Below are 23,276 nucleotides of genomic sequence, written 5' to 3' on the forward strand. Positions count from 1 at the left end.
GGCGGCGACCAAGGCGAGAGTAAAAATGGGCCAGTCGGGCAAAAGAGCCCCAGCCGCCAGCGTACCCAAAAGAACGCTGAGTGGTAGGCCAATCAGCAGCATGCGTAATGGGATATTGCGTTCGCGTATCAGTTCGCCAAGGTTTACTTTGGCGGCATCAAGGAAAAGCAGGATAACGAGAGCGATCTCGGCAATAAAGTGCAGGCCTTCCTGTGCACCCTCCTTTGGCAGTAGGCCTGAGTAGGACAACACAACCCCAAGACCAATGAAAACCATGGGAATCGTGACCATGGTCGATGCCATGCGTTTGGCCACTGTGGCTACGATTATGGTGATGACGGCCAGTATCAATAGTCCGGTCACATATTCCTCCTGCGGTCCCGAGCGCCCGATTGTAGGTATATCACACTGAATAGTAACGAATTTCCCGGCAGGGGATATCAATAAGTTGACCCGCTTGCTTGTGGCTTGAGCAGGATAAGATCTTGAGAAGGATTCACGTCGCCGTATCAGAGCCGAAACGTTGTCGGTGTGACAGCTCCGGCCCCGCTTGGGCCGGAGGATAATTTCTCTTCAAAAAGCCATGGTGTTTGATATACATATAAATACTACCGACGGTAGATTGTTCACTCGTTTTCAGGTAGGGGGGAAAGCATGACATCCATTACCCAGTTGAGGCCGCAGGGCGCCCAGATTCAGGGAAATATTGAACAACAGATGCGGCAGGTCCGGTGGCGGACGGTTAACGTCAAGGTCAGCGATGCCTTTCTGAAGGAGCACTTTACATTCCTCAACACTGCCGTGGTCCTTCGCTCAGGCAGGGAAGGTGTGCCCTTGATGACTACATCGGGCATATTTGGTGCCATTGAGCCGGGTCAGAAGGTACGGCTGACACCGGGAGAGGGGGCTGGTGTCGAAGTCTTGGAGGAAAAATGCGCTGGTCGCAGTCTGATCGATGAACTGGAAGAGAAATATCACACCCATACCTCGGTGCGGGAAGGTAGCGCGGTCTGTGTCAATGCCAAATGGATTTCGGTAAAGGATGGTGGCGCCATCCCCGGTCTTGGCGGTTCAGCCAACGTATTTGGGGGCACCGGTTCGCTTCTTGTCAACGATCCGATGCTTCAGTTTCCTGTTCTTGACACCACTCACCCCCACTATGAGGAGACCCTTGCGTATTATGGTGGCAAGCTGTTGAAGCCTCGCGAGAAATTCTTCATGGGGTTTGATGAAATTCTCTATGGCATGCAATATGATGGCCGCCTGCCTGACTATATTTCAGGTTATGCCCTTCAGCCCTTTGGTGGCGGGGGCTTGTTCGTGGAGCATCATCCTTTCCCTCATATTTTTCTGCCGCAGCCTGCGATGGACGGTCAGCCCGCAACCTCTTCGAAAATACTGCTGGGCCGCTTGATCGAAGACGCTCATAAACATCAGCCTTATGTACCCGCTTATCACTTCACCATTTTCAGGGTGCCGGCAGATGGTTCTGCGCTTACAATCCGGCCGAATACCATCCACAATGACAGCTTCACAAGCGGGCCTGAAACGGTGTATCTGGCCGATACGCCCGCCAATACGGTGGCGTTGAGACAGACAGCGCCTTACCAGAACCTTATGGCGGTTGATGTGGATGACGCACCGTCGGCTTGATCTTGGTGGGCCGACAAGAAAAGATACATAAGCGGTAATCTCAAGTTCCGCCTCCTGCTGTAGACCATTGGGCTGTTCCCGTGGGCCGAACTCCACCGGAGTTCGGCCGTCACACAAACCTTTAGAATCCGTGTCATGCACATACGCCGGGAGTAGCCGGTGTACCTTCAGGCATGCGGATAAATGTCTTTCCTTTCGTTGCTGGTGTTCGGTGCAGTAAGGGCCGTTCTGGCCTTGATGCATGTTGGCTGTTCGTATCTCCCATGCGCTCCCATAAGAATGCAGTTTTCCCGAATATAAATTTCGCCCAAATATTGAGAACATAAAGAAAACAAACGATGTTAAACCATTGTTTTATATTATTTATAATGGAAGCTCTGTGACTTTTCCTCACCCATGCTGGTGCATATTTTCCCATAAGCTCCCATTGACCACCCATGAAAAACCATGGTATCCCAAATAGGTCCAGAAGACGTTCTGGATGACCGCGCCTTGTTTCGCGGCAAGGGCGGGTAGCAAATTCGGGGGACTGTTGGGCAATGGCGTTTTTCCTGTCCACATTCACAAACAAGGTAGACAAGAAGGGGCGGGTCTCTGTGCCGGCCTCCTTTCGTACTGCCGTGTCCTCCAGCCACTTCCCCGGCATTGTTGTCTACCGGCCCTTTAACCTTCCGTGCATTGAAGGCGCGGACATAACTTTTCTTGAGCAGCTTTCAGACCGGCTTTACGGCGATTTTGGACCGTTCAACCCCGACCAGATGTCCGTTGCTACCGCCATTCTCGCCGGCGCCAGCCAGCTTGGTTTTGATCCGGAAGGGCGCGTCATGCTGCCGGGGGAGCTTCGAGAGTTCGCCGCGATCGACAGTCACGCAACTTTTGTAGGTCTCGGCCGCAAGTTCCAGATTTGGGGCGCGGACGCTTATGCGGCCCATCGTGAAGATCAGTTGGCACACGCTGCGGAGGCTGCGCCCAAGCTGCCGCCTTTCGGCGGTGGGGGTGCGACATGAGTATGTCTCAAGAGCCCCAAAATTCAGGTGCGCACATCCCGGTCCTGTTGGATGAGGTTGTCGCCGCGCTCGAGCCGAAGGCTGGCGAAGTCTATGTGGATGGGACGTTCGGTGCGGGCGGTTATACCCGCGCGGTGCTGGAGGCTGCCGACTGTCAGGTGATTGCTATTGACCGTGATCCTGATGCCATCAAGCGCGCAGAGCCGCTCAAGCGAGAGTTCGGTGAGCGGTTTGTCATGCTGGAGGGCTGTTTTGGCGACATGGCGGCGTTATTGCACGGTGTCGGGCATGACGCCGTTGACGGTGTCATGCTGGATATTGGCGTTTCCTCCTTCCAGATCGACGAGGCGGATCGTGGCTTCTCATTCCAGGGGGACGGACCCCTTGATATGCGCATGGCTCGTTCGGGTGAGAGTGCGGCAGATGTCGTGAATACATACGAGGAAGGGCGGCTTGCCAACATCATTTATGAATATGGCGAAGAGCGTAAATCACGTCGTATTGCGGCCGCCATTGCGAAAGACCGCGCAGATAAGCCGTTTGAACGTACCAAAGATCTATCCGGTTTGATTGAGCGCATTCTTGGTCGTCCGCCGGTGAAGAAAGGCCAGCGTGCGGTGCACCCGGCAACGCGCACCTTTCAGGCGCTGCGTATCCATGTGAACGACGAGCTTGGCGAACTGAGGCGCGGCCTGATGGGTGCGGAAGCAATGCTGAAGCCTGAGGGGCGTCTTGTGGTTGTGAGTTTTCATTCTCTTGAAGACCGCATTGTTAAGAACTTTATGGCCGAACGCGCAGGACGTGCAGCAGGCGGTAGCCGTCATCTGCCTGGGCCCATTGATGCTGGGCCGAAGGCATCCTTTTCATTGAAGAGCAAGGGTGCTGTGAAACCCGGTGATGAAGAGATGGACCGTAACCCGCGGTCTCGCTCCTCACGGCTTCGTGCGGCAGTGCGGACCGGCGCTCCGGCTTGGTCGTCTGTCCGGAAGAGGAGGGGCTGATGAGGCGGTTGTTTACTATCTTGGCGGCTTTCACGGCAATTCTTGCGGGTGCGGCGGTATTGCAGCTGAAGTTGGCCGTTCAAGAAAAGGCAGATGAGGTCAGGGCACTGGCAAATATAATTCATGAAGACCGGGAGGCTATCAGGGTGCTGGAGGCTGAGTGGGCTTTTCTTACCACGCCCCGGTCCCTGCAGGAAAAGTCGATCCGCTTTTTGGCGTTGATGCCACCCACCGCCGAGCAAATCCTGGAGGAACCGACACGCATTCCTTTCCGGCCTCGCGGCGTGGAAGCCGAGGAAGACCCTGGTGTACTACTGCCAGCCAGTGAGCGTGAGGGTGTCGGCCAGAAGCCGGAAAAAGAGAGAGGGACAAGCTTGTGAAGTCGGCGTCGTCAGTTGCAGGGCTCTCCTTTCAGGGGCAGCAAAAGAGCGCACTTGAAGTAGCCCGCAACCGCTTGATGGTTGCGGTCTTGCTATTTTTTGCGGCGTTTGTGGTGATGATGGTGCGCACGATAGAGCTTGGCCTGTCGACACCGGAAAACACTCAGGTTGCAGCGCGCCAGATTGTTGTGCCACCTGTCGTCTTCTCTCGTGCCGATATTCGGGACCGAAATGGCGAAGTGCTGGCAACCAACCTTGAAAGCGCTTCGCTGTACGCCAATCCGCAGGAGATAAAAGACCCTCATGAAGCGGCGGTGCAGCTTGTTTCTGTTCTCTCGGACCTGTCGTTGGCCGATGTGGAGGAGAAGCTGAGCTCCAGTCGCCGTTTTGTGTGGCTTAAGCGTAAACTCAGCCCGCGTGAAAAGTGGCAGGTTAATGCGCTTGGCATTCCGGCTTTCTATTTCCAGCGTGAAGAAGAGCGTGTTTACCCACATGGTCGTCTTGCAGCTCACGCGCTTGGTTTTGTTGATGTCGATGGAAACGGCCTCGGTGGGGTCGAGCGATATTTCAATGACAGACTGTCCGACAAGGCACTGACAAACGAACCAATTCGGCTTTCCCTTGATGCGCGGGTGCAATATGCGCTGACCGACGAGCTTGAAGCGGCTATGAGTGCCCATCAGGCGAGCGGCGCTGCCGGACTTGTTATGGATGTCAACAGCGGCGAGGTCATTGCCATGGTCTCATTGCCGGACTTCGACCCCAACAGTGTCAATGGGGCAGGAGGCAAGGAGCGCTTCAACCGTGTTACTCAAGGTGTGTACGAGCTGGGGTCTACTTTCAAAACGTTCACCTTTGCAGCGGCACTGGATAGTGGCGTAGCGACGCTTGACGATGGATATGATGCGACAAAACCCTTGCGTATCGCACGGTTTACTATTCAGGACGATCACCCGAAGGCACGCTACATGAGCCTGCCGGAGATTTTCGCCTATTCGTCGAACATTGGTACAGCGCAATTGGCATTGGATCTCGGGACTGAGCGTCAGCAGGCTTTTCTCAGCCAGATCGGCCTGTTGCAGCCTGCGACGATTGAGTTGCCAGAGGTGGGGGCGCCTCTTTATCCGGATACGTGGCGCAAGATTTCCACAATGACAATTTCCTATGGGCACGGCATTGCTGTCAGTCCGTTGCAGTTAGCATCCGGAATTTCTGCAATGGTGAACGGTGGTCGCCTTAACACCGCCACGCTTATCGAGAATTCTCAGGAATGGCCAGCCGGTAAACAGGTTATCTCACAATCGACCAGCCGTAAAATTCGTCAGCTTCTACGCTTGACGGTAAAAAAAGGTACAGGTGGTCGCGCTGACGCCGTGGGCTACCGGATCGGTGGCAAGACGGGTACAGCAGAGAAAGCTGTAGCGGGCGGCTATGACACCCGCGCGCTGATTTCCTCGTTTGTCGGCGCGTATCCAATGGATGATCCACGGTATGTGGTTTTTGCCCTGTTGGATGAACCTCGCGGCACCAAAGAGACCTTTGGTTTCCGTGGCGGGGGCTGGGTTGCGGCTCCTGTTGTGAAAAATGTGGTGCTGCGCACCGCACCGCTTCTCGGTGTGGCACCGCGGCGCGAAGATGATGGCCTTTACCAACGGGTCGCATTGATGATTGAAAAAGACTAGGAAGGCGAACGTGGCTTAAATGGCGGTGGCACTGGCACAGCTTCTGGGCGGGACGACCGACACCGGGGATATTATGATCTCTGGCATGACGGCTGATAGTCGTGCCGTTAAAAAAGGTGTTCTCTTCGCCGCCCTGCCGGGAAGCAAGCTTGATGGTCGCCATTTTATTGGTGATGCCATAGCTGCCGGTGCTTCGGCTATCCTGACAACCGAGAATGCGCGGCCGGCAGGAACAGATGTCCCTTTTATTGAAGACGCGAACCCCCGGCGTCGTTACGCACAGTTGGCGGCGCGCTTCTGCGGTCAGCAACCAGCCATTCAGGTGGCTGTTACCGGAACTAACGGAAAAACATCCGTTGCTGATTTTACCCGCCAACTTTGGCAGATTACGGGGCGCCTGGCCGCGAGCGTGGGGACGCTTGGCGTTAAGTCAGAAAGTTATCAGGAGCCGGGAGGGCTCACAACGCCTGATCCTATGATTTTGCACAGTGCTTTGCATAAACTGGCAACAGCCGGCATTGGCCATGTGGCGGTAGAGGCATCAAGCCATGGCCTTGACCAGTTCCGTCTGGACGGGATGCGCCTGCAGGCAGCAGCTTTCACCAATTTGACCCGCGACCATCTGGATTATCACAAAACAGAGCAGGGCTATTTTTATGCCAAAGCGCGATTATTTGGTGACTTGCTGGGCCCGGACGCCACGGCTGTAATTAATGTGGATGACCGCTGGGGCTGTATTCTGGAAGATATCGCATGGGCACGTGGTCTTTCCCTCATTACCGTGGGTCGGCATGAGCGTGCAGTATTACGTCTTTTGGATCAGTCAGTTACCCCGAGAGGCCAAATGCTTGACGTGGCATATGGGGGTGCGCGTTACCACATTGACTTGCCGCTTGTAGGGGAATTTCAGGCACATAACGCGCTTGCCGCAGCTGGCCTTGTCCTTGCGACAGGTGGACAGCCTGCTGCAGTCTTTCAGGCGCTTGCGCTCCTCAGGGGCGTGTCTGGGCGTATGGAACTGATCGGCACCACAGATACAGGCGGTGTCGTGTTTGTCGATTACGCCCATACACCTGATGGTTTGAAAACCGTCTTGGCTGCCGCGCGAGCTCATAACCCCAACAGCCTGCATGTCGTGTTTGGCTGCGGCGGCGACCGGGATGCGGGCAAGCGCCCGCAAATGGGTCAGATCGCATCTGATCTGGCTGACCATGTATATGTGACAGATGACAACCCGCGCAGTGAACCTCCTGCTGCAATTCGCGCGGAAATCCTGAAGGCATGTCCGTCTGCACGGAATGTAGGGGACCGCCGTACCGCCATCGAGGCTGCTGTGACGGCGCTGAAGGCCGGCGACATGTTGATCGTCGCCGGAAAAGGGCATGAAGAGGGCCAGACTGCTGGCGGACACGTGTTGCCTTTTTCGGATGTCGAAGTCGTTCGGGAAATACTGGGCTGCTGTAACGAGCGAAACAGGGGGTGAGCGGTGGACTTTGAAGAACCATTATGGACATCAGCCGAGCTGTTGGCGACCTGTGGGGGAGTGGGCGCCCAGCCATGGTATGCAGACGGCGTGCATACTGACAGTCGTGAGGTCATGCCCGGCGATATGTTCATTGCCCTGAATGGCGCGAAGCTCAATGGCCATGATTACGTGGCCGACGCATTTTCTCGTGGGGCAGTGGCCGCGCTTGTGAGTGAAGATATTGCTGTCGCTGAAGCGTCTGCGCTCAGGCTTGTGCATGTTAATGATACACTGGAAGCTTTGAGGCGCATGGCTGCTCACGCTCGCAACCGCGCTCCCGCGCGCGTCGTGGGCGTGACGGGCAGCGCCGGGAAAACCAGTGTGGTTCAGGCGCTGCGCCAGGCGCTCGGACGCACGGAAGCTACACACGCCAGTATGAAGAGCTTCAACAACTATATTGGCGTGCCTCTTTCGTTGGCAAGAATGCCGCGTCATAGCCGCTTTGGGGTGTTTGAGCTGGGCATGAACATGCCCGGAGAGATAGCGCATTCGGCGCGTTTGATTGCCCCCGACGTGGCAGTAGTTACGGCTGTTGGGGCCGCCCATGCGGCGGGCTTCGAAAAACTGTCGGATATTGCCCGGGCAAAAGCTGAGATTTTTGACGGCTTAAAACCTGATGGGTTGGCCATCCTGGGTATGGACCACGATTGGGCGGAGACTTTGAGGGCTGAAGCCAAATCCTGCGGGCGAGATTATATGACGGTGTCTGTCACGGGGAATGCCGACGTGCGTCCTTTGCGCATGACCGAGCACGGCACTTGCTCGTGCCTGACAGCGGATATCGCCGGGACCACAATTACCTACAAGGTTGGCCAGCCTGGCCGAGAGTGGGTGCTCAACAGCTTGCTGGTTCTGGCAGCAGTGAAAGCCGTTGGCGGCGACCTGGGACATGCGGCCCTTGCTTTATCGCGGTTGCAGGCGGAGCCGGGTCGCGGACGTATCCATGCCTTACAGATGGGCCGCGCAGGCTGTACGCTGATTGATGACAGCTATAACGCCAATCCGCTCAGCATGACAGCAGCCCTCCGGCGCCTTTCGCTCGCAACAACCAAAGGTGTTGGGAGACGTATTGCGGTCTTGTCGGATATGAAGGAACTGGGTGAGCGTAGCGAGGAAATTCACCAGAAGCTGGCGCGGGATCTTGAGCGGTTCAATGTCGACAAGCTGATCGCATTGGGCCCCTGCATGACCAAAGTGGGGCGCCGCGCCGGGGTGAATACCGAATATTGGGAGCTGGATAAGTTTACAGCCAGAAATCTTGCAGAATTACTGCGCGACGGCGATGCAATAATGGTAAAAGGGGCCAACAGTGCAGGTTTGGCTTCACTTGTCCGCGAATTGCTCGATATCGCTGACCGGGAAATGGCCGATGACAGCGCTGACGGAATGTTAGGAGTGCGCCATGCTTTATAATCTTCTGGCTCCGCTTGCGGACCAGTACAGCATTTTCAATCTGTTTCGGTATTTGACGTTCCGTACCGGCGGTGCGGTGCTGACGGCACTTGTTATCTGCTTTATTTTTGGTCCGATGATCATTCGTTGGCTTAAGACAAAGCAGAAAAAAGGCCAGCCAATTCGCGAAGACGGTCCACAAAGTCATATTATAAACAAAGCGGGCACTCCGACGATGGGTGGTTTTATGATTTTGCTAGGGCTTGGTGTTTCAACTTTCTTGTGGGCAGACCTTTCTAACCCATATGTCTGGGCGGTGATGGCCGTGACCTTAGGTTTTGGTGCGATAGGTTTCGTTGATGATTATCTTAAGGTCACGAAACGGACATCCGACGGGGTGTCGGGGAAGGTCAGGTTATTGCTTGAATTCGCGATAGCGGGTGCGGCTGCTTGGCTTGTTGCCGATCTCGAGAGCCCGACACTTGCGTTACCCTTCGCCAAAAACTTGTTGATTGATCTTGGTTTTCTATACATCCCCTTTGCGATGCTGGTGGTGGTCTGGTGTGGCAATGCGGTGAACCTTACCGATGGGCTGGACGGACTTGCAACGGTGCCGGTGATTATAGCGGCCGGCGCATTTGGCTTTATCGCCTATCTCGTTGGCAGTAGCGTCTATAGCGGCTATTTGGGCGTACCCTATGTCGCCGGAGCGGGTGAACTTGCCGTTCTCGCTGGTGCGATAATTGGCGCAGGCCTTGGGTTTCTCTGGTTTAATGCACCTCCGGCTATGGTATTTATGGGCGACACCGGATCGCTGGCTTTGGGCGGTGCTCTGGGCACAATGGCTATTGTAACCAAACATGAAGTCGCGCTGGCGATCATTGGCGGCCTGTTCTGGCTGGAGACGATCTCGGTGATCGTACAGGTGCTCTCCTTCAAGCTGACAGGCAAGCGCGTTTTTCGCATGGCGCCGTTGCATCATCACTATGAACAAAAGGGCTGGGCGGAACCGACGATTGTGATCCGCTTCTGGATCATTGCGGTGATACTGGCGCTTGTGGGCCTCGCCACGTTGAAGTTGAGGTAAGCTGCATTGATTACGGCACAGGCATATAGGGGTAAAAAAATCGGCGTGTTCGGCCTTGCGCGTACCGGCGTTGCGGCGGTGCGAGCTCTCGAAGCCTCCGGCGCCGGCGTGTATGCCTGGGACGATAGCGAAGTACGGCGTTCGGCAGTGAGTGCGAACGCCGTTCACAATCTTTATGATGTGGACTTCAACACCCTAGACGCAGTGATGCTGGCGCCGGGCGTGCCGCTCACGCATCCAGAGCCTCACTCATTGGTAAAAAAATGTATCGCATCGAATACGCAGATCATCAGTGATTTTGATGTGTTTGAGGCGGCTCGTCAGGACCTGCCCTCCCACAAGGTGGTTGCCATTACGGGCACCAACGGCAAGTCTACGACGACAGCACTTGTTGGCCATATGGTTGCCGAGTGTGGCAAGCCGGTGGCGATTGGTGGTAATATTGGCACCGGAATTTTGGCGCTGGACCCTCTTGTTGAGGGCGGCGTGTATGTGCTTGAAATGTCGTCTTTCCAACTGGATTTGACGAAATCTTTCAGTGCCGATATCGGTATTCTGCTGAATGTCACGCCCGATCACCTTGACCGTCATGGCGACGTGGCGGGATATGTTCGAGCGAAAAAACGTCTATTTGACATGCAGATGGACTCAAGTGCGGCTGTTGTCAGTGTGGATGATGATCATTGTGCGGCGCTCATCCCGATGGTGCAAGGCCGTGTGGTGCCGATCTCTGTTGAGAGGGCCGTTGTGGGCGGCATTTATATTTCGAACGGAGAGCTTTTTGACGGCCTCGACGGTGACCCGGTGTCCTATGGCGACCTTGGCGCACATGCTCCGATGCTGTTGGGCAGTCATAACTGGCAGAATATGGCAGCCGCCTATGCAGCGGGGCGACTTCTTGGTTTCACGGGCGAACGCATTTTACAAGCTTTCGGCAACTTCCCGGGCTTGGCACATAGGCAAGAAACCATAGGCTTTATCCGCGGTGTGCGATTCGTAAATGATAGCAAAGCCACAAATGTGGACGCCGCATCCCGGGCACTGCGGGCGTTCAAGGATATCCACTGGATTGCAGGGGGGCGTCCGAAGGAGAAGAATTTTTCGGCCCTCGCACCCTTGATGGAGCGAGTGAAACAAGCGTATTTGATTGGCGAAGCGGCGGACGCGATTGCGCACGACGTTGGCGCGCATGTCGGCATTACAGACTGTAGTGATCTGTCGCAGGCGCTGGAGCGTGCTTTTGCCAACGCGGTTGAAGGGGACGTGATCCTGCTTTCCCCTGCCTGTACGGCCTTTGATCAATTTGCGGATTTCGAGGTGCGCGGTGCGGCTTTCCGTAAACTGGTTGAATCGATTGAAGGGGACGCGGCATGATTGCTTTTTCCAGAAGCGATAATTCGGTCCTGTCTCGTTGGTGGTGGACCGTCGACCGCTGGATGCTTGCTTTGGTGTTGGTGTTGATTACGGTTGGCATCTGGCTGACGCTGACCGCCAGCCCGGCGGTCGCTGAAAGACTTGGTCTCGATGTGTTGCATTTTGTCAAGCGGCAGGCATTTTTTCTTTCTGCAGCACTGGTAACGGTGCTGGGTATTTCCATGATGTCCACGGCGATGGTACGGCGCATGGCCGTACTTGGCCTGCCGGTTATGATGGGCCTGATGGCTCTGACCTTATTGATAGGACCTGAGATAAAGGGCGCGACGCGGTGGCTGCAAATTGGGAGCTTCACCTTGCAGCCCAGCGAGTTTTTGAAGCCTTTTTTCATAGTGACGACGGCTTGGGTTCTTTCGTCTCATTTCACCGACGAAAAAATTCCCGCGAAGCGAGTTTCGTTTGGTCTTTACCTTTTGGTCGTGATGCTTCTGGTGTTGCAGCCTGACTTTGGCCAAACCATTCTGATCAGCGCTGTTTGGATGGCACAGATGGCTCTTGCGGGCCTGCCACTTATGTGGCTGATGCTGGCGGGTGTAGTCGGGATTCTGGGGCTCGGTCTTGGGTATGCACTTTTGCCGCACGTGGCAAGTCGAATTGACCGCTTTATCAACCCGGAAAGTGGGGATACCTACCAGATGGATAAAGCCATGCAGGCTTTTGAAAGTGGTGGGCTTCTTGGCAAGGGGCCAGGCGAGGGTGCTGTCAAGCTGCACCTGCCCGATGCGCATACCGATTATATCTTTGCCGTGGTCGGGGAAGAGTTTGGAGCCATCGCATGCGTAATGTTGCTCATTTTATTCGCAGGCCTTGTGGTGCGCGGACTTGCGCACCTTCTGGAGGAAGAAAATCCCTTTCGTCTGCTCGCAGCGTCAGGCCTTATCATGCAACTGGGCATGCAGACGCTGATCAATGTTGGTGTGAATTTGGCCTTGCTACCTTCAAAAGGCATGACCTTGCCGTTCATTTCATACGGCGGCTCCTCAATGCTTGCCCTTGCGATCGGTATGGGAATGGTCCTCGCTCTTACACGGCGGAACCGTTTTATCAATCCGGGCATTGATCCCTTGGGTTGGAGGGCCGCTGAATGAGCAGTAAGCTGCATATCGTGCTGGCTGCTGGTGGAACCGGCGGTCATATGATGCCCGCCGAAGCCGTGTCGGATGTTCTGACGGGGCATGACCATGATGTGCTGCTGATTACCGACAGCCGGGGTGATGCTATTCGCAATGCCATGGTGGACGCGAACCGCCATGTGCTTAAGGCGTCAAGTCATATGGGCGGGGGCCTTGCTGCGAAGGTGGGTTCGCTATACTCCGTCATCAAAAGCACGCTGCAGGTGCGTGCGCTGTTCAATAAGCGTCGCCCGGCGGTCGTTGTGGGTTTTGGCGGGTATCCGTCACTCCCTGTCGTTTTGGCCGCCCGGAGCCTCGGAGTGCCCTATGTCCTGCATGAGCAAAATGCAGTGCTGGGTCGTGTAAACCGATTAATGGCGGAGAATGCGCGGGTTCTCGCGTTGTCACTTGAGCATAGCCAGCGCGTCCCGAAAGCAGCGTATACCGAAGTAACAGGTAATCCCGTCCGGCATCTCATCTCGAAGTTGTCGAATATTGCCTATTCGGTGCCGTTTGGCTTTGGTGATATTCGCTTGCTGGTGATCGGCGGCAGTCAGGGAGCACGCATCCTCTCAGACGTGGTTCCTGCGGCATTGGCGTCACTGCCGGAGGATCTGCGGTCCCGAATTGAGATCACACATCAGGCGCGTGACGAAGACGTCGAACGTGTGAAAGCCGCCTATGCCGCGTCGGGAATTGCGCATACTGTTCAGTCCTATTTCGATGATGTTGGTGCGCTTTTGTTACGCTGCCAGCTGGTGATTTGCCGGTCAGGAGCCTCGACCGTAGCCGAACTTTCCGCCATGGGGCGGCCTGCTATCATGGTGCCGTTGGCGATTGCCGCAGATGATCACCAAAGCGCCAATGCGGGTGTGATCGAACGCGCTGGTGGTGGTTGGGTTATGCAAGAAGAAAATTTTACGCAAGAGACGCTTTCGGAGAAACTACAACTCCTGCTGACTGACCCGTCCATGCTGCGCGATGCATCTGATGCAATGCGTGGCATCGCTTGTCTCGACGCTGCTGAGCGTCTTGCCGCGATCATTGAGAGTGTTGCTTTAGAGGAGGCCGAAGCCTGATGAAGGGTATCCCATTTGATATTGGTACAGTGCATTTTGTGGGGATCGGTGGCATCGGCATGTCCGGTATTGCAGAGGTAATGCATAACCTTGGCTATAAAGTTCAGGGTTCGGATATGACCGAAAACGCCAATGTACTTCGTCTTCAAGGGCTGGGTATCGATGTCAAGATCGGCCAACGTGCCGACAACCTTGGTAACGCGCAGGTGTTGGTGGTATCCTCGGCAATACAGGCTGACAACCCGGAAGTCCTCGCGGCACGGGAGGCACTTATCCCTGTGGTGCGCCGGGCGGAAATGCTGGCGGAGTTGATGCGTCTCAAGTGGTGTGTTTCTGTTGCGGGAACGCACGGCAAAACGACGACGACATCAATGGTTGCCGCAGTGCTTGAGGCGGCTAACATTGATCCGACTGTGATTAACGGCGGTATTATCAACAGCTACGGCACCAATGCCCGCCTTGGCGAGGGTGACTGGATGGTGGTGGAAGCCGATGAAAGTGACGGCACCTTCGTCAAGCTGCCAGCTACCATCGCAGTGGTTACCAATATGGACGCTGAACACCTTGATTTCTATGGCACCTTCGAGGCGGAAAAAGAGGCGTTCAAAGCGTTTCTGGATCGTATTCCGTTTTATGGTGCAGCAATTCTTTGCGTTGACCACCCGGAAGTTCAGGGGTTGATGCGCCACCTGAAGGGTCGGAAATTCATTACATACGGCATGTCTGCGCAAGCAGATGTCCGGGCGATAAACATCATCTCAAGACAGGGAACGGTCACCTTTGATGTGGCGGTTCGCGCCCGTGTCGCTGGTGAAGACCATGTTATCGAGGGTGTTAGCCTGCCGATGCCGGGCTCTCACAATGTGCAGAACGCGCTTGCGGCTATCGCCGTTGGCCTTGAGATGAAAGTTGACGACGAAACACTCAAATCCGCGTTTGCCAGTTTTGGTGGTGTAAAACGGCGTTTTACCAAAACTGGCGTGGTCAATGATATCACGATTATTGATGACTATGGTCACCATCCAGTAGAGATTGCTGCCGTTCTCAAGGCTGCTCGCGACAGTTTTGACCAGCGCGTCATTGCTGTAGTGCAGCCACACCGGTACACCCGACTAAAGACCTTGTTCGAAGAATTCTGTACCTGCTTTAATGATGCGGACACTGTCATCGTGGCGCCGGTCTATGAGGCGGGAGAAACTCCTATAGAGGGCGCGGACCGTGATGGTTTGGTGGCTGGGCTGAGGGATCATGGCCATCGCCAGGTTGACGCTATCTACGGCGAAACAGATCTCGCAGAGACCGTTTACCGGCATGCTGGCCCGGGCGACGTTGTGGTCTGTCTTGGAGCCGGTTCAATCAGCAAGTGGGCAAACGACCTGCCTGCCGCTCTGGAGGCCATGGAGAGCAAACAATGATGACGGCATCCAAACATTACGCTTTTATAGACCGTTTGCCGCATGTCAGAGGGCGGTTGGTTGAACAGGCGCCGCTTTCACGACTGAGTTGGTTCAAAACAGGGGGGCCGGCGGATGTGCTTTTTGAACCCATAGACGAGGATGATCTGGTTTCGTTCCTACGCCATGTGCCGAGCGATATTCCGCTGACTGTCATTGGCGTTGGCTCGAATCTGCTCGTTCGTGATGGTGGCGTCGAAGGTGTAGTTATCCGCCTTGGACGTGCCTTCTCAGATATACAGGTTAGAGCTGGTGTCATAAAGGCCGGTGCAGGGGCCATGGATGTTCATGTGGCACGCGAAGCGGCCAAGGCAGGCGTTGGCGGTCTCGAGTTCATGGTCGGTGTCCCGGGCACGGTTGGCGGTGCTCTGCGTATGAACGCCGGCGCTTATGGCCGCGAAATCAGCGATGTGTTGATTCACGCACATGCAGTGGATCGTTATGGCCATGTTCATGAATTGCGGTCTGACGATTTTGGCTTCGGTTATCGGTCCTCCGCAGTTGGTCGAGACCTCATTTTTCTACGCGCGTCCTTTCAGGGCAAGACCGACGATGAAGCCGCGATCCGGAAACGGATGAATGAGATATCTGCTGAACGGCAGGAAAGTCAGCCAATAGGCACCCGCACGGGCGGTAGTACCTTCAAGAATCCGGCAGGGAAAAAGGCTTGGGAGCTGATTGATGCTGCTGGCTGTCGCGGTATGCGGGTCGGCGATGCAGAGGTCTCAGAAAAGCATTGCAACTTCATCATAAATCATGGCGCTGCAACAGCGACTGATATCGAAACACTGGGTGAAACGGTGCGCGAACGTGTGAAAGATAGAACGGGTGTTTTCCTTGAATGGGAAATTGCCATTATTGGCCGTAAGCCGGAAGTGGAAGCGGTTTGATGCTGAGTGTTATTCGACATAAGCGCGGCCTGGTTCTTACGCTTGCGTTGCTTACAAGCGGCATCGCCTATGGCACATGGCTCGCGCCAAGTGTTGATGCTTGGTTTGTGGAGCGATCACGTGATGCTGGCTTTGTGCTGGATGACTTGGAACTCGCTGGACTTGTGCGGACTAATCGCAGCGACGTTCTCGCCGCTCTGGATGTGGATAAGGGCGTGCCGCTCCTGTCTATTGACCTCGAGCGCATTCGAGCGCAGTTGGAGCTTCTGCCGTGGGTTCAAAAAGCGGAAGTTACACGTATTTTGCCTGGCAAGCTGAAGGTTAAGTTGCAGGAGCGCGAGCCATTTGCGCTTTGGCAACAGGACGGGCAGGTCCGCTTGATAGACGATACCGGGCACATTATCACCAATCGCGGCCTCAGTAATTTTTCGCACTTGCTAATGGTAGTGGGTCACGGGGCAGACGTTGAGGCTGCAAGTTTGTATGCATTGCTTGAGGCCGTCCCGGTCATTGCCGGGCGTGTCAAGACGGCGGTCCGAGTGGGTGGGCGGCGTTGGGATCTGGTTTTTGATAACGGCGTACGGTTGAAGTTGCCCGAAGCTGCCCCGTCGGCTTATGACGCAGCGGCGGCATGGCAAAAATTTGCCAATCTTCAGGCCGAGTATCGCTTGTTGGAGCGTGAGGTGAGTGTCATTGATATGCGCTTGCCAGACCGAATGATTCTGAGGGTTTCCCCTGAAGGCCATCGCCTGATGGACGGAACTGGTTGGGCAACTTAGGAAAGTGTCGAGTTTATAACATGAAAACAGTTAATGGCACACCCGAAGGACTTGTCGCGGCGCTTGACGTCGGGTCGGCGAAAGTGGCGTGCCTCATCGCAGAAATTCAGTCAGACGGCCTGATCCGCGTCCGGGGTGTTGGCAACCGTACCTGCGAGGGCGGTGTCTCAGGCGGTGCCATCGTTGATATGGAGATGACGGAAAAAGCTATCCGTGCTTCTGTTGACCAGGCAGAGAAAATGGCGGGCGAGACAGTCAGTGATGTGTATCTTACCTTCTCCGGCGGAGAGCCCAAAAGCCGTATCGTTGAAGTCAATGTAGACATCGCGGGACATGCGGTCAGCCAGTCTGATCTGGACAAGGCAATCACTCTCGCGAAAGAGCAGGTCGATTTTGCCGAAGACGGGTTGTTGCACGCGTTTCCTGCGGCCTATGCGGTCGATGGCAATTTTGGTGTGAAAGCACCGCTTGGCATGTATGGCAAGAAACTCAGTGTCGCATTGCATGTCGTGACATGTTCTGCCGGTCCGCTCCAGAACTTGCAGGCCTGTGTCCGCCGCGCACACTTGAATGTTGCAGGCGCCGTGGTGACCCCATTTGCGGCAGGCCTGGCAACTCTCGTTGAGGACGAGGCCAAGATGGGAGCCGCTTGTATCGATATTGGTGCGGGAACCACCTCCATTGCTATATTTGCGCAAGGGGCCCTCGTTCATGCAGAGGTTCTTCCCATCGGCGGAGGCCAGATTACGGAACAGGTCGCCCGCAAGCTTTTGACGCCATTCGAACATGCGGAACGTCTGAAGACCTTCAATGGGGCGGCAATGGTGGACTCGCTGGATGAGCGGCTAGAGATCGAGGTCCCACAGCTCGGCGAAGAAAAGGAAGACGCGGTTTTACGCATGCCGCGGAGCGCGCTTACGAGCGTCATACAGAAAGAACTGGAACTGCTCTTTACGACGATCACGGAACGATTTGAGGCATGTGGCTTTGCAGGCGTTGCAGGCCGCCGGGTGGTGCTGACAGGCGGTGTGGCGCAGGCCGAGGGTGTAAGGGACCTTGCAACCCGCGTCATGGGCAGGCAGGTGCGGATTGGTAAGCCGGAGCTGGTTAATGGCCTTCCGCAGGCTGCGCAGGCGCCAACCTTTGCGGCTGCGGTAGGGTTGCTGATATATGCCGCGAAGCGACCGGTGGAAGATGCTGTTCAGAATAAGGGTAAAAATAAACGAACCCCACCCCCAGCAAACGCGCTGAGCCGTCTGTCGCGCTGGGTAAGGGAAAACTTTTAACGGGCGGATTCATGGCGCTGGTATCGGCACCAAGGGCGATATAAAAGAGATCAAACGGAGGTATTGGGCAATGTCTATAGATTTTGGAAATACGGAACTGACTGAGTTGACACCGAAAATTTCGGTAATTGGCGTTGGCGGAGCGGGCTGTAACGCAGTCAACAATATGATCGCTGCTCAATTGCAGGGTGTCGATTTTGTGGTGGCGAATACGGATGCGCAGGCACTTGCGAATGCTGCGGCCGACAATCGTATTCAATTGGGCGTAGAGATAACCCAGGGATTGGGTGCAGGCGCGCAGCCTAAAATTGGAGAGGCGGCAGCGGAAGAAGCTGTGGATACAATCGACAGTATCCTAAGCGGCTGCCATATGGCTTTCATTACTGCAGGTATGGGCGGCGGAACGGGCACCGGCGCAGCACCTGTTATCGCGCGCAGGGCACGGGAAAAAGGCATTCTTACAGTTGGTGTGGTCACGAAGCCGTTTCAGTTTGAGGGTGGCCGCCGCATGAAGATTGCGGATGCCGGTATTCAAGAGCTGGCCAACCATGTTGATACGCTGATTATCATTCCGAACCAGAACCTGTTCCGTGTTGCGAACGAGCGCACAACCTTTGCAGATGCCTTCAATATGGCAGATGAGGTCCTGCATTCGGGTGTGCGGGGCATTACGGATCTTATGGTGATGCCGGGTCTTATCAACCTCGATTTTGCCGATGTGCGTACTGTTATGTCCGAAATGGGTAAGGCCATGATGGGTACAGGGGAGGCTGAAGGCGAAACGCGGGCTCGTGATGCCGCCGCTGCTGCCATATCGAATCCCCTTTTGGAAGAAGCGTCGCTCAAGGGAGCGAAAGGTGTGATCATCAATGTGACCGGCGGCATGGATATGACGCTGTATGAGGTTGATGAAGCAGTGAATATGGTCCGTGATCAGGTTGATCCCGACGCCCTGATTGTCTTTGGCTCGGCCTTTAATCAGGATCTGGAGGGTCGCTTGCGGGTCTCTGTTGTGGCGACAGGTATTGAAGGGGGTACGGGGAACGTACAGATGCCAATGCCGCGGCGTGACAAGATTGAAACGCCATCTGTATCAGAGAAAAGACAGCAGCGTGAAGAGCCTGCAATTGAAGTTCCAGTTGCGGCAGTAGAAATGGGGAGCGTTGAGGCTGTTACAGGTTTGGAGAAAGGCGAAAGTCTTCCCCCCGCCGACAACGCTGATGACTTGATGTCTGCGATGGCTGCCTTGCAAAATGCGCTGGAGGACCCTGAGGAGGACATCACTGAGAGCACAGAAGCTGAAGAGGTAACCGCCGAGGAAATACATCAGGCAGACCATGAAGTAGATGAAGTGTCTCCAGCCGCGAAGGTCGAGGATGACCTTGAAGCCCGTGCAGTTGCTGCGCAGGGCGGCGACAGTTTCATTGCTGATGCTCCGATGACACCTAAGGCAAACCAGACCTCGTTGGGCGAAGCTAACCCGTTTCAGGAAGCTGCTTACGCCAGCGGTTCCCCGGAAAAGCCTGAAATTCAGGCCCCACACGAGGAAGAGGCGGCGGATGCGCAACCGCAAAAACGTAGCCTGTTTCAATTGATGACGGCGGGCCTGCGAAGCGGAGAGGCGGAAGCGCCAACGGCAAGGCAGACACCATCCAACGACTCTGGCAAAAAAGAACCGACCTTGGGTGGAGTGACACCGGACGAACGTCCCTCCGTGACTCCGGGGAAAGACCAGCTGGAAATACCAAGCTTCCTTAAGCGCCAGCAGAACTAGTCACATATAACCACAGTTGGGCTGTTTCAGCGTTAAAAGCCGGGCTTGAGTGTCCGGCTTTTTTATGTGGCGCCTGAACGAGAAAGTTTCAGCGGCACCCTGGTTCGTCGACTGATAGATCACATAGTTCGGGATGTCCCTCGCAACAGTCATTGGTCAGGTAGTTTAAGAAGTTACGCGTTTGCTCGATTGCGACAGAATAGATCAGGCTTCTCCCTTCGCGACGGGAAACAACAAGCCCTGCATTGGAAAGAATATTCAGATGAGTTGAAAGTGTGTTCTGCGGAACGTTTAGTTGTTCAGCGATCGATCCCGCCGACATGCCATGTTCACCTTGGCGCATTAGTAATTTAAATACCCCAAAACGCGTCGTTTGGGCCAACGCACTGAGTTGGGTAATAACCTGATCATCATTCATGGCAAGTTCCTTGCGACGGATCACGCTCTGTTTCTTTCAGATATAACGAGAGTTCACGAGGGGCAACAGTTTCACTGTTGCCAACGGTCAAGCGCCTTCGTGTCGCTTTCTCTCGCATCGACCCATTTGGTCCCGGTCTTGGTCTCTTCATTTTTCCAGAATGGCGCGCGGGACTTGAGGAAATCCATCAAAAATTCAGCCGCCTGAAAAGCGGCGTGGCGATGGGCACTCATTGTAACCACCAGTACTATATTTTCACCTGGCTCCAGCCTGCCATAGCGGTGAATGACGCGGCATGCCTGAAGTGGCCAACGCATATTCGCCTCACCCACGATAGCCTTCAACTGCTTTTCCGTCATGCCGGGATAATGCTCAAGCGTCATCGCCTTGAGGCAGCCATCCATGTCACGCACAGTGCCGGTAAATGTCACAACCGCCCCTACATCGTGGCATCCCCGTTTCAGAGCAGCAATTTCCTGTGAGATGTCAAAATCTTCTGTTTGAACTGAAACAGCAGGCATGTTTATCCTCCGGTTACCGGAGGGAAAAAGGCCACTTCATCGCCATCAGTAACGGGATGTTCTGCACTGGAATGGGTCTGGTTCACAGCGACGCGGATGTGCTGAATATCTTCCAGCGCTGCGGCATATTGGTCCCCTTGTGACTTGAGGTAATCGATAAGTCCGGCGACCGTCGCAACGTCAGAAGGCAGGTCGCGCATCTCCTCAGATTTACCGACACGCTCGCGTACCCAAGAGAAATAGAGTAGATGAACCATGGTCATACCATGTGTTTCAGGCCAGCGCGCAGATAGTCATAGCCTGTGTAGAGGGTCAGTACTGCGGCGATCCAGAGAGCGGCAATCCCAAGCTCTTGTGCCGGTAGGCCAAACTCCACGGCGCCCCGGGACCATACAAGCATTCCCAAGGCAAGCATCTGAACAGTTGTTTTCCATTTGGCCAGTACCGTCACCGGCACACTGACCTGGGCTCCGGCGAGAAATTCTCTTAGGCCGGACACGAGAAGCTCACGGCACATGATGATCACAGCCGCAACCACATGCACACCGGAGACCCACTGAGCATGGACCACCATGATAATTACTGCGGCTACCATGAGTTTGTCAGCGATAGGGTCGAGAAATACGCCGATCTTGGAAACAGAGCTTGTTACACGAGCGAGGTATCCGTCAAAAAAGTCTGTAATGCCGGCCAGGGCGAATGTAATGAACGCGATGTGGCTTCCAAGCGGCTGCTCCAGAAAGAAAGACGCCACCAGTACCGGGATTACAAGAATCCGGGATAAGGTCAGAATATTTGGTATTGTCCACATAATAGAACCCTCGTCGAGCTTGTGCCGCCACCATAGCGCAATTGCCGGGGGCGTCAATCACTCCGGAACACTTGCAATAAGCTTAACTGCGGAAATGGTCATAAATGTGTTTGGCCATCGCACTTGAAATTCCGTCTACGTCCGCCAGGTCCCGTACGTCGGCGTCGGCGACCGCTTTGGCTGATCCGAAGTGGTGCAGTAGTGCTTTCTTGCGTTTAGGGCCGATGCCATCCACCCCGTCAAGAGGGGACTTCTTAATGTCGCTTGAGCGTTTGCTGCGGTGAGTGCCGATGGCAAATCGGTGCGCTTCATCTCGCAGTCTCTGTAAATAATAGAGCACAGGGTCCGTCAGTGGCAGGGTGAAGCTGTCATGGCCTGTGATGTGAAATTGCTCGCGGCCGGCATGGCGATCAGGTCCTTTTGATATTCCGACGACCTTTACGTCGGAAACGCCCAGGTCGCGCATGATCTCCATTACGCTCGAAAGCTGGCCTTTACCTCCATCAATCAGCAACAGATCAGGCCAATGGCCACGTTCCCTGTCTGCATCTTCCTTGATCAGGCGTTTGAAACGGCGTTCCAGCACCTCTTTCATCATGCCAAAGTCATCGCCTGGGGTAAGCTCTTCAGACTTGATATTGAATTTACGGTAGGCATTTTTGACGAAACCTTCAGGTCCGGCAACGACCATGCCCCCAACTGCGTTTGACCCCTGAATGTGACTGTTATCATATACCTCGATGCGTTTTGGTGGTTCAGCAAGATGAAAGACTTCTGCCAGCCCTTGCAGCAGCTTGGTCTGGCTCGCGCTTTCTGCCAGGCGACGCTCAATGGCTTCCTTGGCGTTACGTGCTGCTTCTTTGACCACATCGGCCTTTTTGCCGCGTTCCGGTACTGCAATCGAGACCTTGCGGCCCATGCGCTCAGACAAGGCATCAGAGAGCAAAGGCTGCTCGGGTACGCCGTGGGACAGCAATACCAATTTGGGTGCAGGCTTATTGTCATAAAACTGGCTCAGAAACGCACCTAAAACCTCGTCGAGGCTGTCCGTTTTGTCGTGCTTGGGAAAATACGCCCGGTGGCCCCAGTTTTGTCCGGCGCGAAAGAAGAAGACTTGTACTCCGACCTGTCCCCCCACTTCGGCTGCAGCGATTACATCGGCCTCATCAACCATCGCATTGACCATGCTCTGGTGACTTTGGATGTGGGTAAGGGCATTGAGGCGGTCACGAAATACTGCGGCTACTTCAAACTCCAGTTCGTCGCTGGCGGTTTGCATGGCCCCGGCCAGTTTTTTCTGAATACTGGAAGTGCGGCCTTCGAGGAACGCGCGTGCTTCACTGACCATATCTGTATAGTCCGACTTTGACACATGCCCTACACAGGGGCCGGAACAGCGCTTGATCTGATACAGAAGGCATGCACGAGTGCGGGTTTCCAGTGTACTGTCCGAGCAGGAGCGAAGCTGGAAAATTTTCTGCAAGGTGTTCAGGGTGCGATTTACGGCAGAAACACTGGCGAATGGCCCATAATACTGACCTTTATGACGACGCGCCCCACGGTGCTTGCTGATTTGTGCCCAGTCATGGTCTTCCCGCAACATGATATAGGGAAAGGATTTGTCATCTTTCAGCAGAACATTGTAGGCGGGTCGGAAGCGTTTGATGAGCGATGCTTCCAGAAGCAAGGCTTCCGCTTCGGTGCGTGTGGTAACAAACACCATTGACGCTGTGGCGGACACCATACGCAACAGCCGATTGGGTAATCGTTTAGGTTGGGTGTAGGCGACGATGCGCTTTTTGATACTCTTGGCTTTACCGACATAGAGTACATCACCGTGCTTGCTGAGCATGCGATAGACACCCGGGGCAGTTGGGGCGGTCTTCACATGCGCTTTGATAATGTCGATGCCGGTATCAAGTGACGCTTCGGTCACAGCCAAATTCCTCTTCTGGTTCCATTCAACTTGTGCCGGATTGGGACAGTAGAAT

The 23,276-nt window shown here is 54.9% G+C and carries 22 protein-coding genes; 16 read left to right on the top strand and 6 right to left on the bottom strand.

The genetic code is table 11. The annotated features are described in order from the left end of the window. Positions 1-363, bottom strand: a 363-nt coding sequence (locus ACN0VM_RS08705; RefSeq protein WP_417450483.1) for a cation:proton antiporter, incomplete at its 3' end; no start/stop codon positions are given. Positions 364-654: 291 nt separating this feature from the next. On the opposite strand from ACN0VM_RS08705, the gene ACN0VM_RS08710 reads away from it, so the two are divergent. From ACN0VM_RS08710 to ftsZ, 16 genes are all read left to right on the top strand, one after another. Beyond that, positions 655-1,653 carry a hypothetical protein gene (locus ACN0VM_RS08710; RefSeq protein WP_417450484.1) on the top strand — a complete coding sequence of 333 codons (999 nt, stop codon included), beginning with the start codon at positions 655-657 and terminating at the stop codon, positions 1,651-1,653. Positions 1,654-2,192: 539 nt separating this feature from the next. Further along, complete coding sequence (locus tag ACN0VM_RS08715; RefSeq protein WP_417450485.1) at positions 2,193-2,660, top strand: division/cell wall cluster transcriptional repressor MraZ; 468 nt, start codon at positions 2,193-2,195, stop codon at positions 2,658-2,660. A gap of 2 nt (positions 2,661-2,662) precedes the next feature. Further along, a complete protein-coding gene (gene rsmH / locus ACN0VM_RS08720; RefSeq protein WP_417450571.1) occupies positions 2,663-3,661 on the top strand; it encodes a 16S rRNA (cytosine(1402)-N(4))-methyltransferase RsmH in 999 nt (332 codons plus the stop codon). After that, complete coding sequence (ftsL, locus tag ACN0VM_RS08725) at positions 3,661-4,041, top strand: cell division protein FtsL (protein ID WP_417450486.1); 381 nt, start codon at positions 3,661-3,663, stop codon at positions 4,039-4,041. Before rsmH ends, ftsL begins: the two co-directional genes overlap by 1 nt. After that, the gene (locus tag ACN0VM_RS08730) at positions 4,038-5,723 is read left to right on the top strand and encodes a peptidoglycan D,D-transpeptidase FtsI family protein (RefSeq protein ID WP_417450487.1); all 1,686 of its coding nucleotides are present in this window, start codon (positions 4,038-4,040) and stop codon (positions 5,721-5,723) included. The genes ftsL and ACN0VM_RS08730 overlap by 4 nt, the downstream gene beginning before the upstream one ends. 19 nt (positions 5,724-5,742) lie before the next feature. Next, positions 5,743-7,206: a UDP-N-acetylmuramoyl-L-alanyl-D-glutamate--2,6-diaminopimelate ligase gene (locus ACN0VM_RS08735; protein WP_417450488.1), complete on the top strand. Its 1,464-nt coding sequence runs from the start codon at positions 5,743-5,745 to the stop codon at positions 7,204-7,206. 3 nt (positions 7,207-7,209) lie between these two features. Then, positions 7,210-8,661, top strand: coding sequence for a UDP-N-acetylmuramoyl-tripeptide--D-alanyl-D-alanine ligase (locus ACN0VM_RS08740; protein WP_417450489.1), 1,452 nt, complete (start codon positions 7,210-7,212; stop codon positions 8,659-8,661). Beyond that, positions 8,651-9,727 carry a phospho-N-acetylmuramoyl-pentapeptide-transferase gene (mraY, locus tag ACN0VM_RS08745; RefSeq protein ID WP_417450490.1) on the top strand — a complete coding sequence of 359 codons (1,077 nt, stop codon included), beginning with the start codon at positions 8,651-8,653 and terminating at the stop codon, positions 9,725-9,727. The genes ACN0VM_RS08740 and mraY overlap by 11 nt, the downstream gene beginning before the upstream one ends. Positions 9,728-9,733: 6 nt before the next feature. Then, a complete protein-coding gene (gene murD / locus ACN0VM_RS08750; protein WP_417450491.1) occupies positions 9,734-11,101 on the top strand; it encodes a UDP-N-acetylmuramoyl-L-alanine--D-glutamate ligase in 1,368 nt (455 codons plus the stop codon). Then, positions 11,098-12,249, top strand: coding sequence for a putative lipid II flippase FtsW (ftsW, locus tag ACN0VM_RS08755; RefSeq protein ID WP_417450492.1), 1,152 nt, complete (start codon positions 11,098-11,100; stop codon positions 12,247-12,249). Before murD ends, ftsW begins: the two co-directional genes overlap by 4 nt. Continuing rightward, the gene (gene murG, locus ACN0VM_RS08760; protein ID WP_417450493.1) at positions 12,246-13,352 is read left to right on the top strand and encodes an undecaprenyldiphospho-muramoylpentapeptide beta-N-acetylglucosaminyltransferase; all 1,107 of its coding nucleotides are present in this window, start codon (positions 12,246-12,248) and stop codon (positions 13,350-13,352) included. Before ftsW ends, murG begins: the two co-directional genes overlap by 4 nt. Next, positions 13,352-14,767 (top strand): UDP-N-acetylmuramate--L-alanine ligase, encoded by a 1,416-nt coding sequence (gene murC, locus ACN0VM_RS08765; RefSeq protein ID WP_417450494.1) that lies wholly within the window; start codon positions 13,352-13,354, stop codon positions 14,765-14,767. The genes murG and murC overlap by 1 nt, the downstream gene beginning before the upstream one ends. Then, positions 14,764-15,696 carry a UDP-N-acetylmuramate dehydrogenase gene (gene murB / locus ACN0VM_RS08770; protein WP_417450495.1) on the top strand — a complete coding sequence of 311 codons (933 nt, stop codon included), beginning with the start codon at positions 14,764-14,766 and terminating at the stop codon, positions 15,694-15,696. Before murC ends, murB begins: the two co-directional genes overlap by 4 nt. Further along, positions 15,696-16,475 (top strand): cell division protein FtsQ/DivIB, encoded by a 780-nt coding sequence (locus ACN0VM_RS08775; RefSeq protein WP_417450496.1) that lies wholly within the window; start codon positions 15,696-15,698, stop codon positions 16,473-16,475. Before murB ends, ACN0VM_RS08775 begins: the two co-directional genes overlap by 1 nt. Positions 16,476-16,495: 20 nt before the next feature. Next, positions 16,496-17,761 carry a cell division protein FtsA gene (gene ftsA, locus ACN0VM_RS08780; RefSeq protein ID WP_417450497.1) on the top strand — a complete coding sequence of 422 codons (1,266 nt, stop codon included), beginning with the start codon at positions 16,496-16,498 and terminating at the stop codon, positions 17,759-17,761. Positions 17,762-17,831: 70 nt separating this feature from the next. Continuing rightward, positions 17,832-19,535, top strand: a complete 1,704-nt coding sequence (gene ftsZ, locus ACN0VM_RS08785; protein WP_417450498.1) for a cell division protein FtsZ — start codon at positions 17,832-17,834, stop codon at positions 19,533-19,535. A gap of 88 nt (positions 19,536-19,623) precedes the next feature. Here the strand turns inward: ftsZ and ACN0VM_RS08790 are convergent, their stop codons facing one another. The 5 genes from ACN0VM_RS08790 to uvrC form a co-directional block, all read right to left on the bottom strand. Then, positions 19,624-19,953: an ArsR/SmtB family transcription factor gene (locus ACN0VM_RS08790; protein ID WP_417450499.1), complete on the bottom strand. Its 330-nt coding sequence runs from the start codon at positions 19,951-19,953 to the stop codon at positions 19,624-19,626. Between the two features lie 71 nt (positions 19,954-20,024). Further along, positions 20,025-20,474 (bottom strand): molybdopterin synthase catalytic subunit MoaE, encoded by a 450-nt coding sequence (gene moaE / locus ACN0VM_RS08795; RefSeq protein WP_417450500.1) that lies wholly within the window; start codon positions 20,472-20,474, stop codon positions 20,025-20,027. Positions 20,475-20,476: 2 nt separating this feature from the next. Beyond that, a complete protein-coding gene (moaD, locus tag ACN0VM_RS08800; RefSeq protein WP_417450501.1) occupies positions 20,477-20,737 on the bottom strand; it encodes a molybdopterin converting factor subunit 1 in 261 nt (86 codons plus the stop codon). Next, the gene (gene pgsA, locus ACN0VM_RS08805; RefSeq protein WP_417450502.1) at positions 20,734-21,285 is read right to left on the bottom strand and encodes a CDP-diacylglycerol--glycerol-3-phosphate 3-phosphatidyltransferase; all 552 of its coding nucleotides are present in this window, start codon (positions 21,283-21,285) and stop codon (positions 20,734-20,736) included. Before pgsA ends, moaD begins: the two co-directional genes overlap by 4 nt. Before the next feature lie 82 nt (positions 21,286-21,367). Next, on the bottom strand, positions 21,368-23,221 hold the full coding sequence (gene uvrC, locus ACN0VM_RS08810) for an excinuclease ABC subunit UvrC (RefSeq protein ID WP_417450503.1): 1,854 nt from the start codon (positions 23,219-23,221) through the stop codon (positions 21,368-21,370). Positions 23,222-23,276: the final 55 nt, after the last annotated feature.

This window comes from Kordiimonas sp., from assembly GCF_048260245.1.
Classification (GTDB): Bacteria; Pseudomonadota; Alphaproteobacteria; order Sphingomonadales; family Kordiimonadaceae; genus Kordiimonas.

What these genes read in the sequence shown, in the direction of transcription:
- ACN0VM_RS08710 (WP_417450484.1), top strand. Translation starts at nt 655, where the DNA reads ATGACATCCATTACCCAGTTGAGGCCGCAGGGCGCCCAGATTCAGGGA.
- ACN0VM_RS08715 (WP_417450485.1), top strand. Translation starts at nt 2,193, where the DNA reads ATGGCGTTTTTCCTGTCCACATTCACAAACAAGGTAGACAAGAAGGGG.
- rsmH (WP_417450571.1), top strand. Translation starts at nt 2,663, where the DNA reads ATGTCTCAAGAGCCCCAAAATTCAGGTGCGCACATCCCGGTCCTGTTG.
- ftsL (WP_417450486.1), top strand. Translation starts at nt 3,661, where the DNA reads ATGAGGCGGTTGTTTACTATCTTGGCGGCTTTCACGGCAATTCTTGCG.
- ACN0VM_RS08735 (WP_417450488.1), top strand. Translation starts at nt 5,743, where the DNA reads ATGGCGGTGGCACTGGCACAGCTTCTGGGCGGGACGACCGACACCGGG.
- mraY (WP_417450490.1), top strand. Translation starts at nt 8,651, where the DNA reads ATGCTTTATAATCTTCTGGCTCCGCTTGCGGACCAGTACAGCATTTTC.
- ftsW (WP_417450492.1), top strand. Translation starts at nt 11,098, where the DNA reads ATGATTGCTTTTTCCAGAAGCGATAATTCGGTCCTGTCTCGTTGGTGG.
- murG (WP_417450493.1), top strand. Translation starts at nt 12,246, where the DNA reads ATGAGCAGTAAGCTGCATATCGTGCTGGCTGCTGGTGGAACCGGCGGT.
- murC (WP_417450494.1), top strand. Translation starts at nt 13,352, where the DNA reads ATGAAGGGTATCCCATTTGATATTGGTACAGTGCATTTTGTGGGGATC.
- murB (WP_417450495.1), top strand. Translation starts at nt 14,764, where the DNA reads ATGATGACGGCATCCAAACATTACGCTTTTATAGACCGTTTGCCGCAT.
- ACN0VM_RS08775 (WP_417450496.1), top strand. Translation starts at nt 15,696, where the DNA reads ATGCTGAGTGTTATTCGACATAAGCGCGGCCTGGTTCTTACGCTTGCG.
- ftsA (WP_417450497.1), top strand. Translation starts at nt 16,496, where the DNA reads ATGAAAACAGTTAATGGCACACCCGAAGGACTTGTCGCGGCGCTTGAC.
- ftsZ (WP_417450498.1), top strand. Translation starts at nt 17,832, where the DNA reads ATGTCTATAGATTTTGGAAATACGGAACTGACTGAGTTGACACCGAAA.
- ACN0VM_RS08790 (WP_417450499.1), bottom strand. Translation starts at nt 19,953, where the DNA reads ATGAATGATGATCAGGTTATTACCCAACTCAGTGCGTTGGCCCAAACG.
- moaE (WP_417450500.1), bottom strand. Translation starts at nt 20,474, where the DNA reads ATGCCTGCTGTTTCAGTTCAAACAGAAGATTTTGACATCTCACAGGAA.
- moaD (WP_417450501.1), bottom strand. Translation starts at nt 20,737, where the DNA reads ATGACCATGGTTCATCTACTCTATTTCTCTTGGGTACGCGAGCGTGTC.
- pgsA (WP_417450502.1), bottom strand. Translation starts at nt 21,285, where the DNA reads ATGTGGACAATACCAAATATTCTGACCTTATCCCGGATTCTTGTAATC.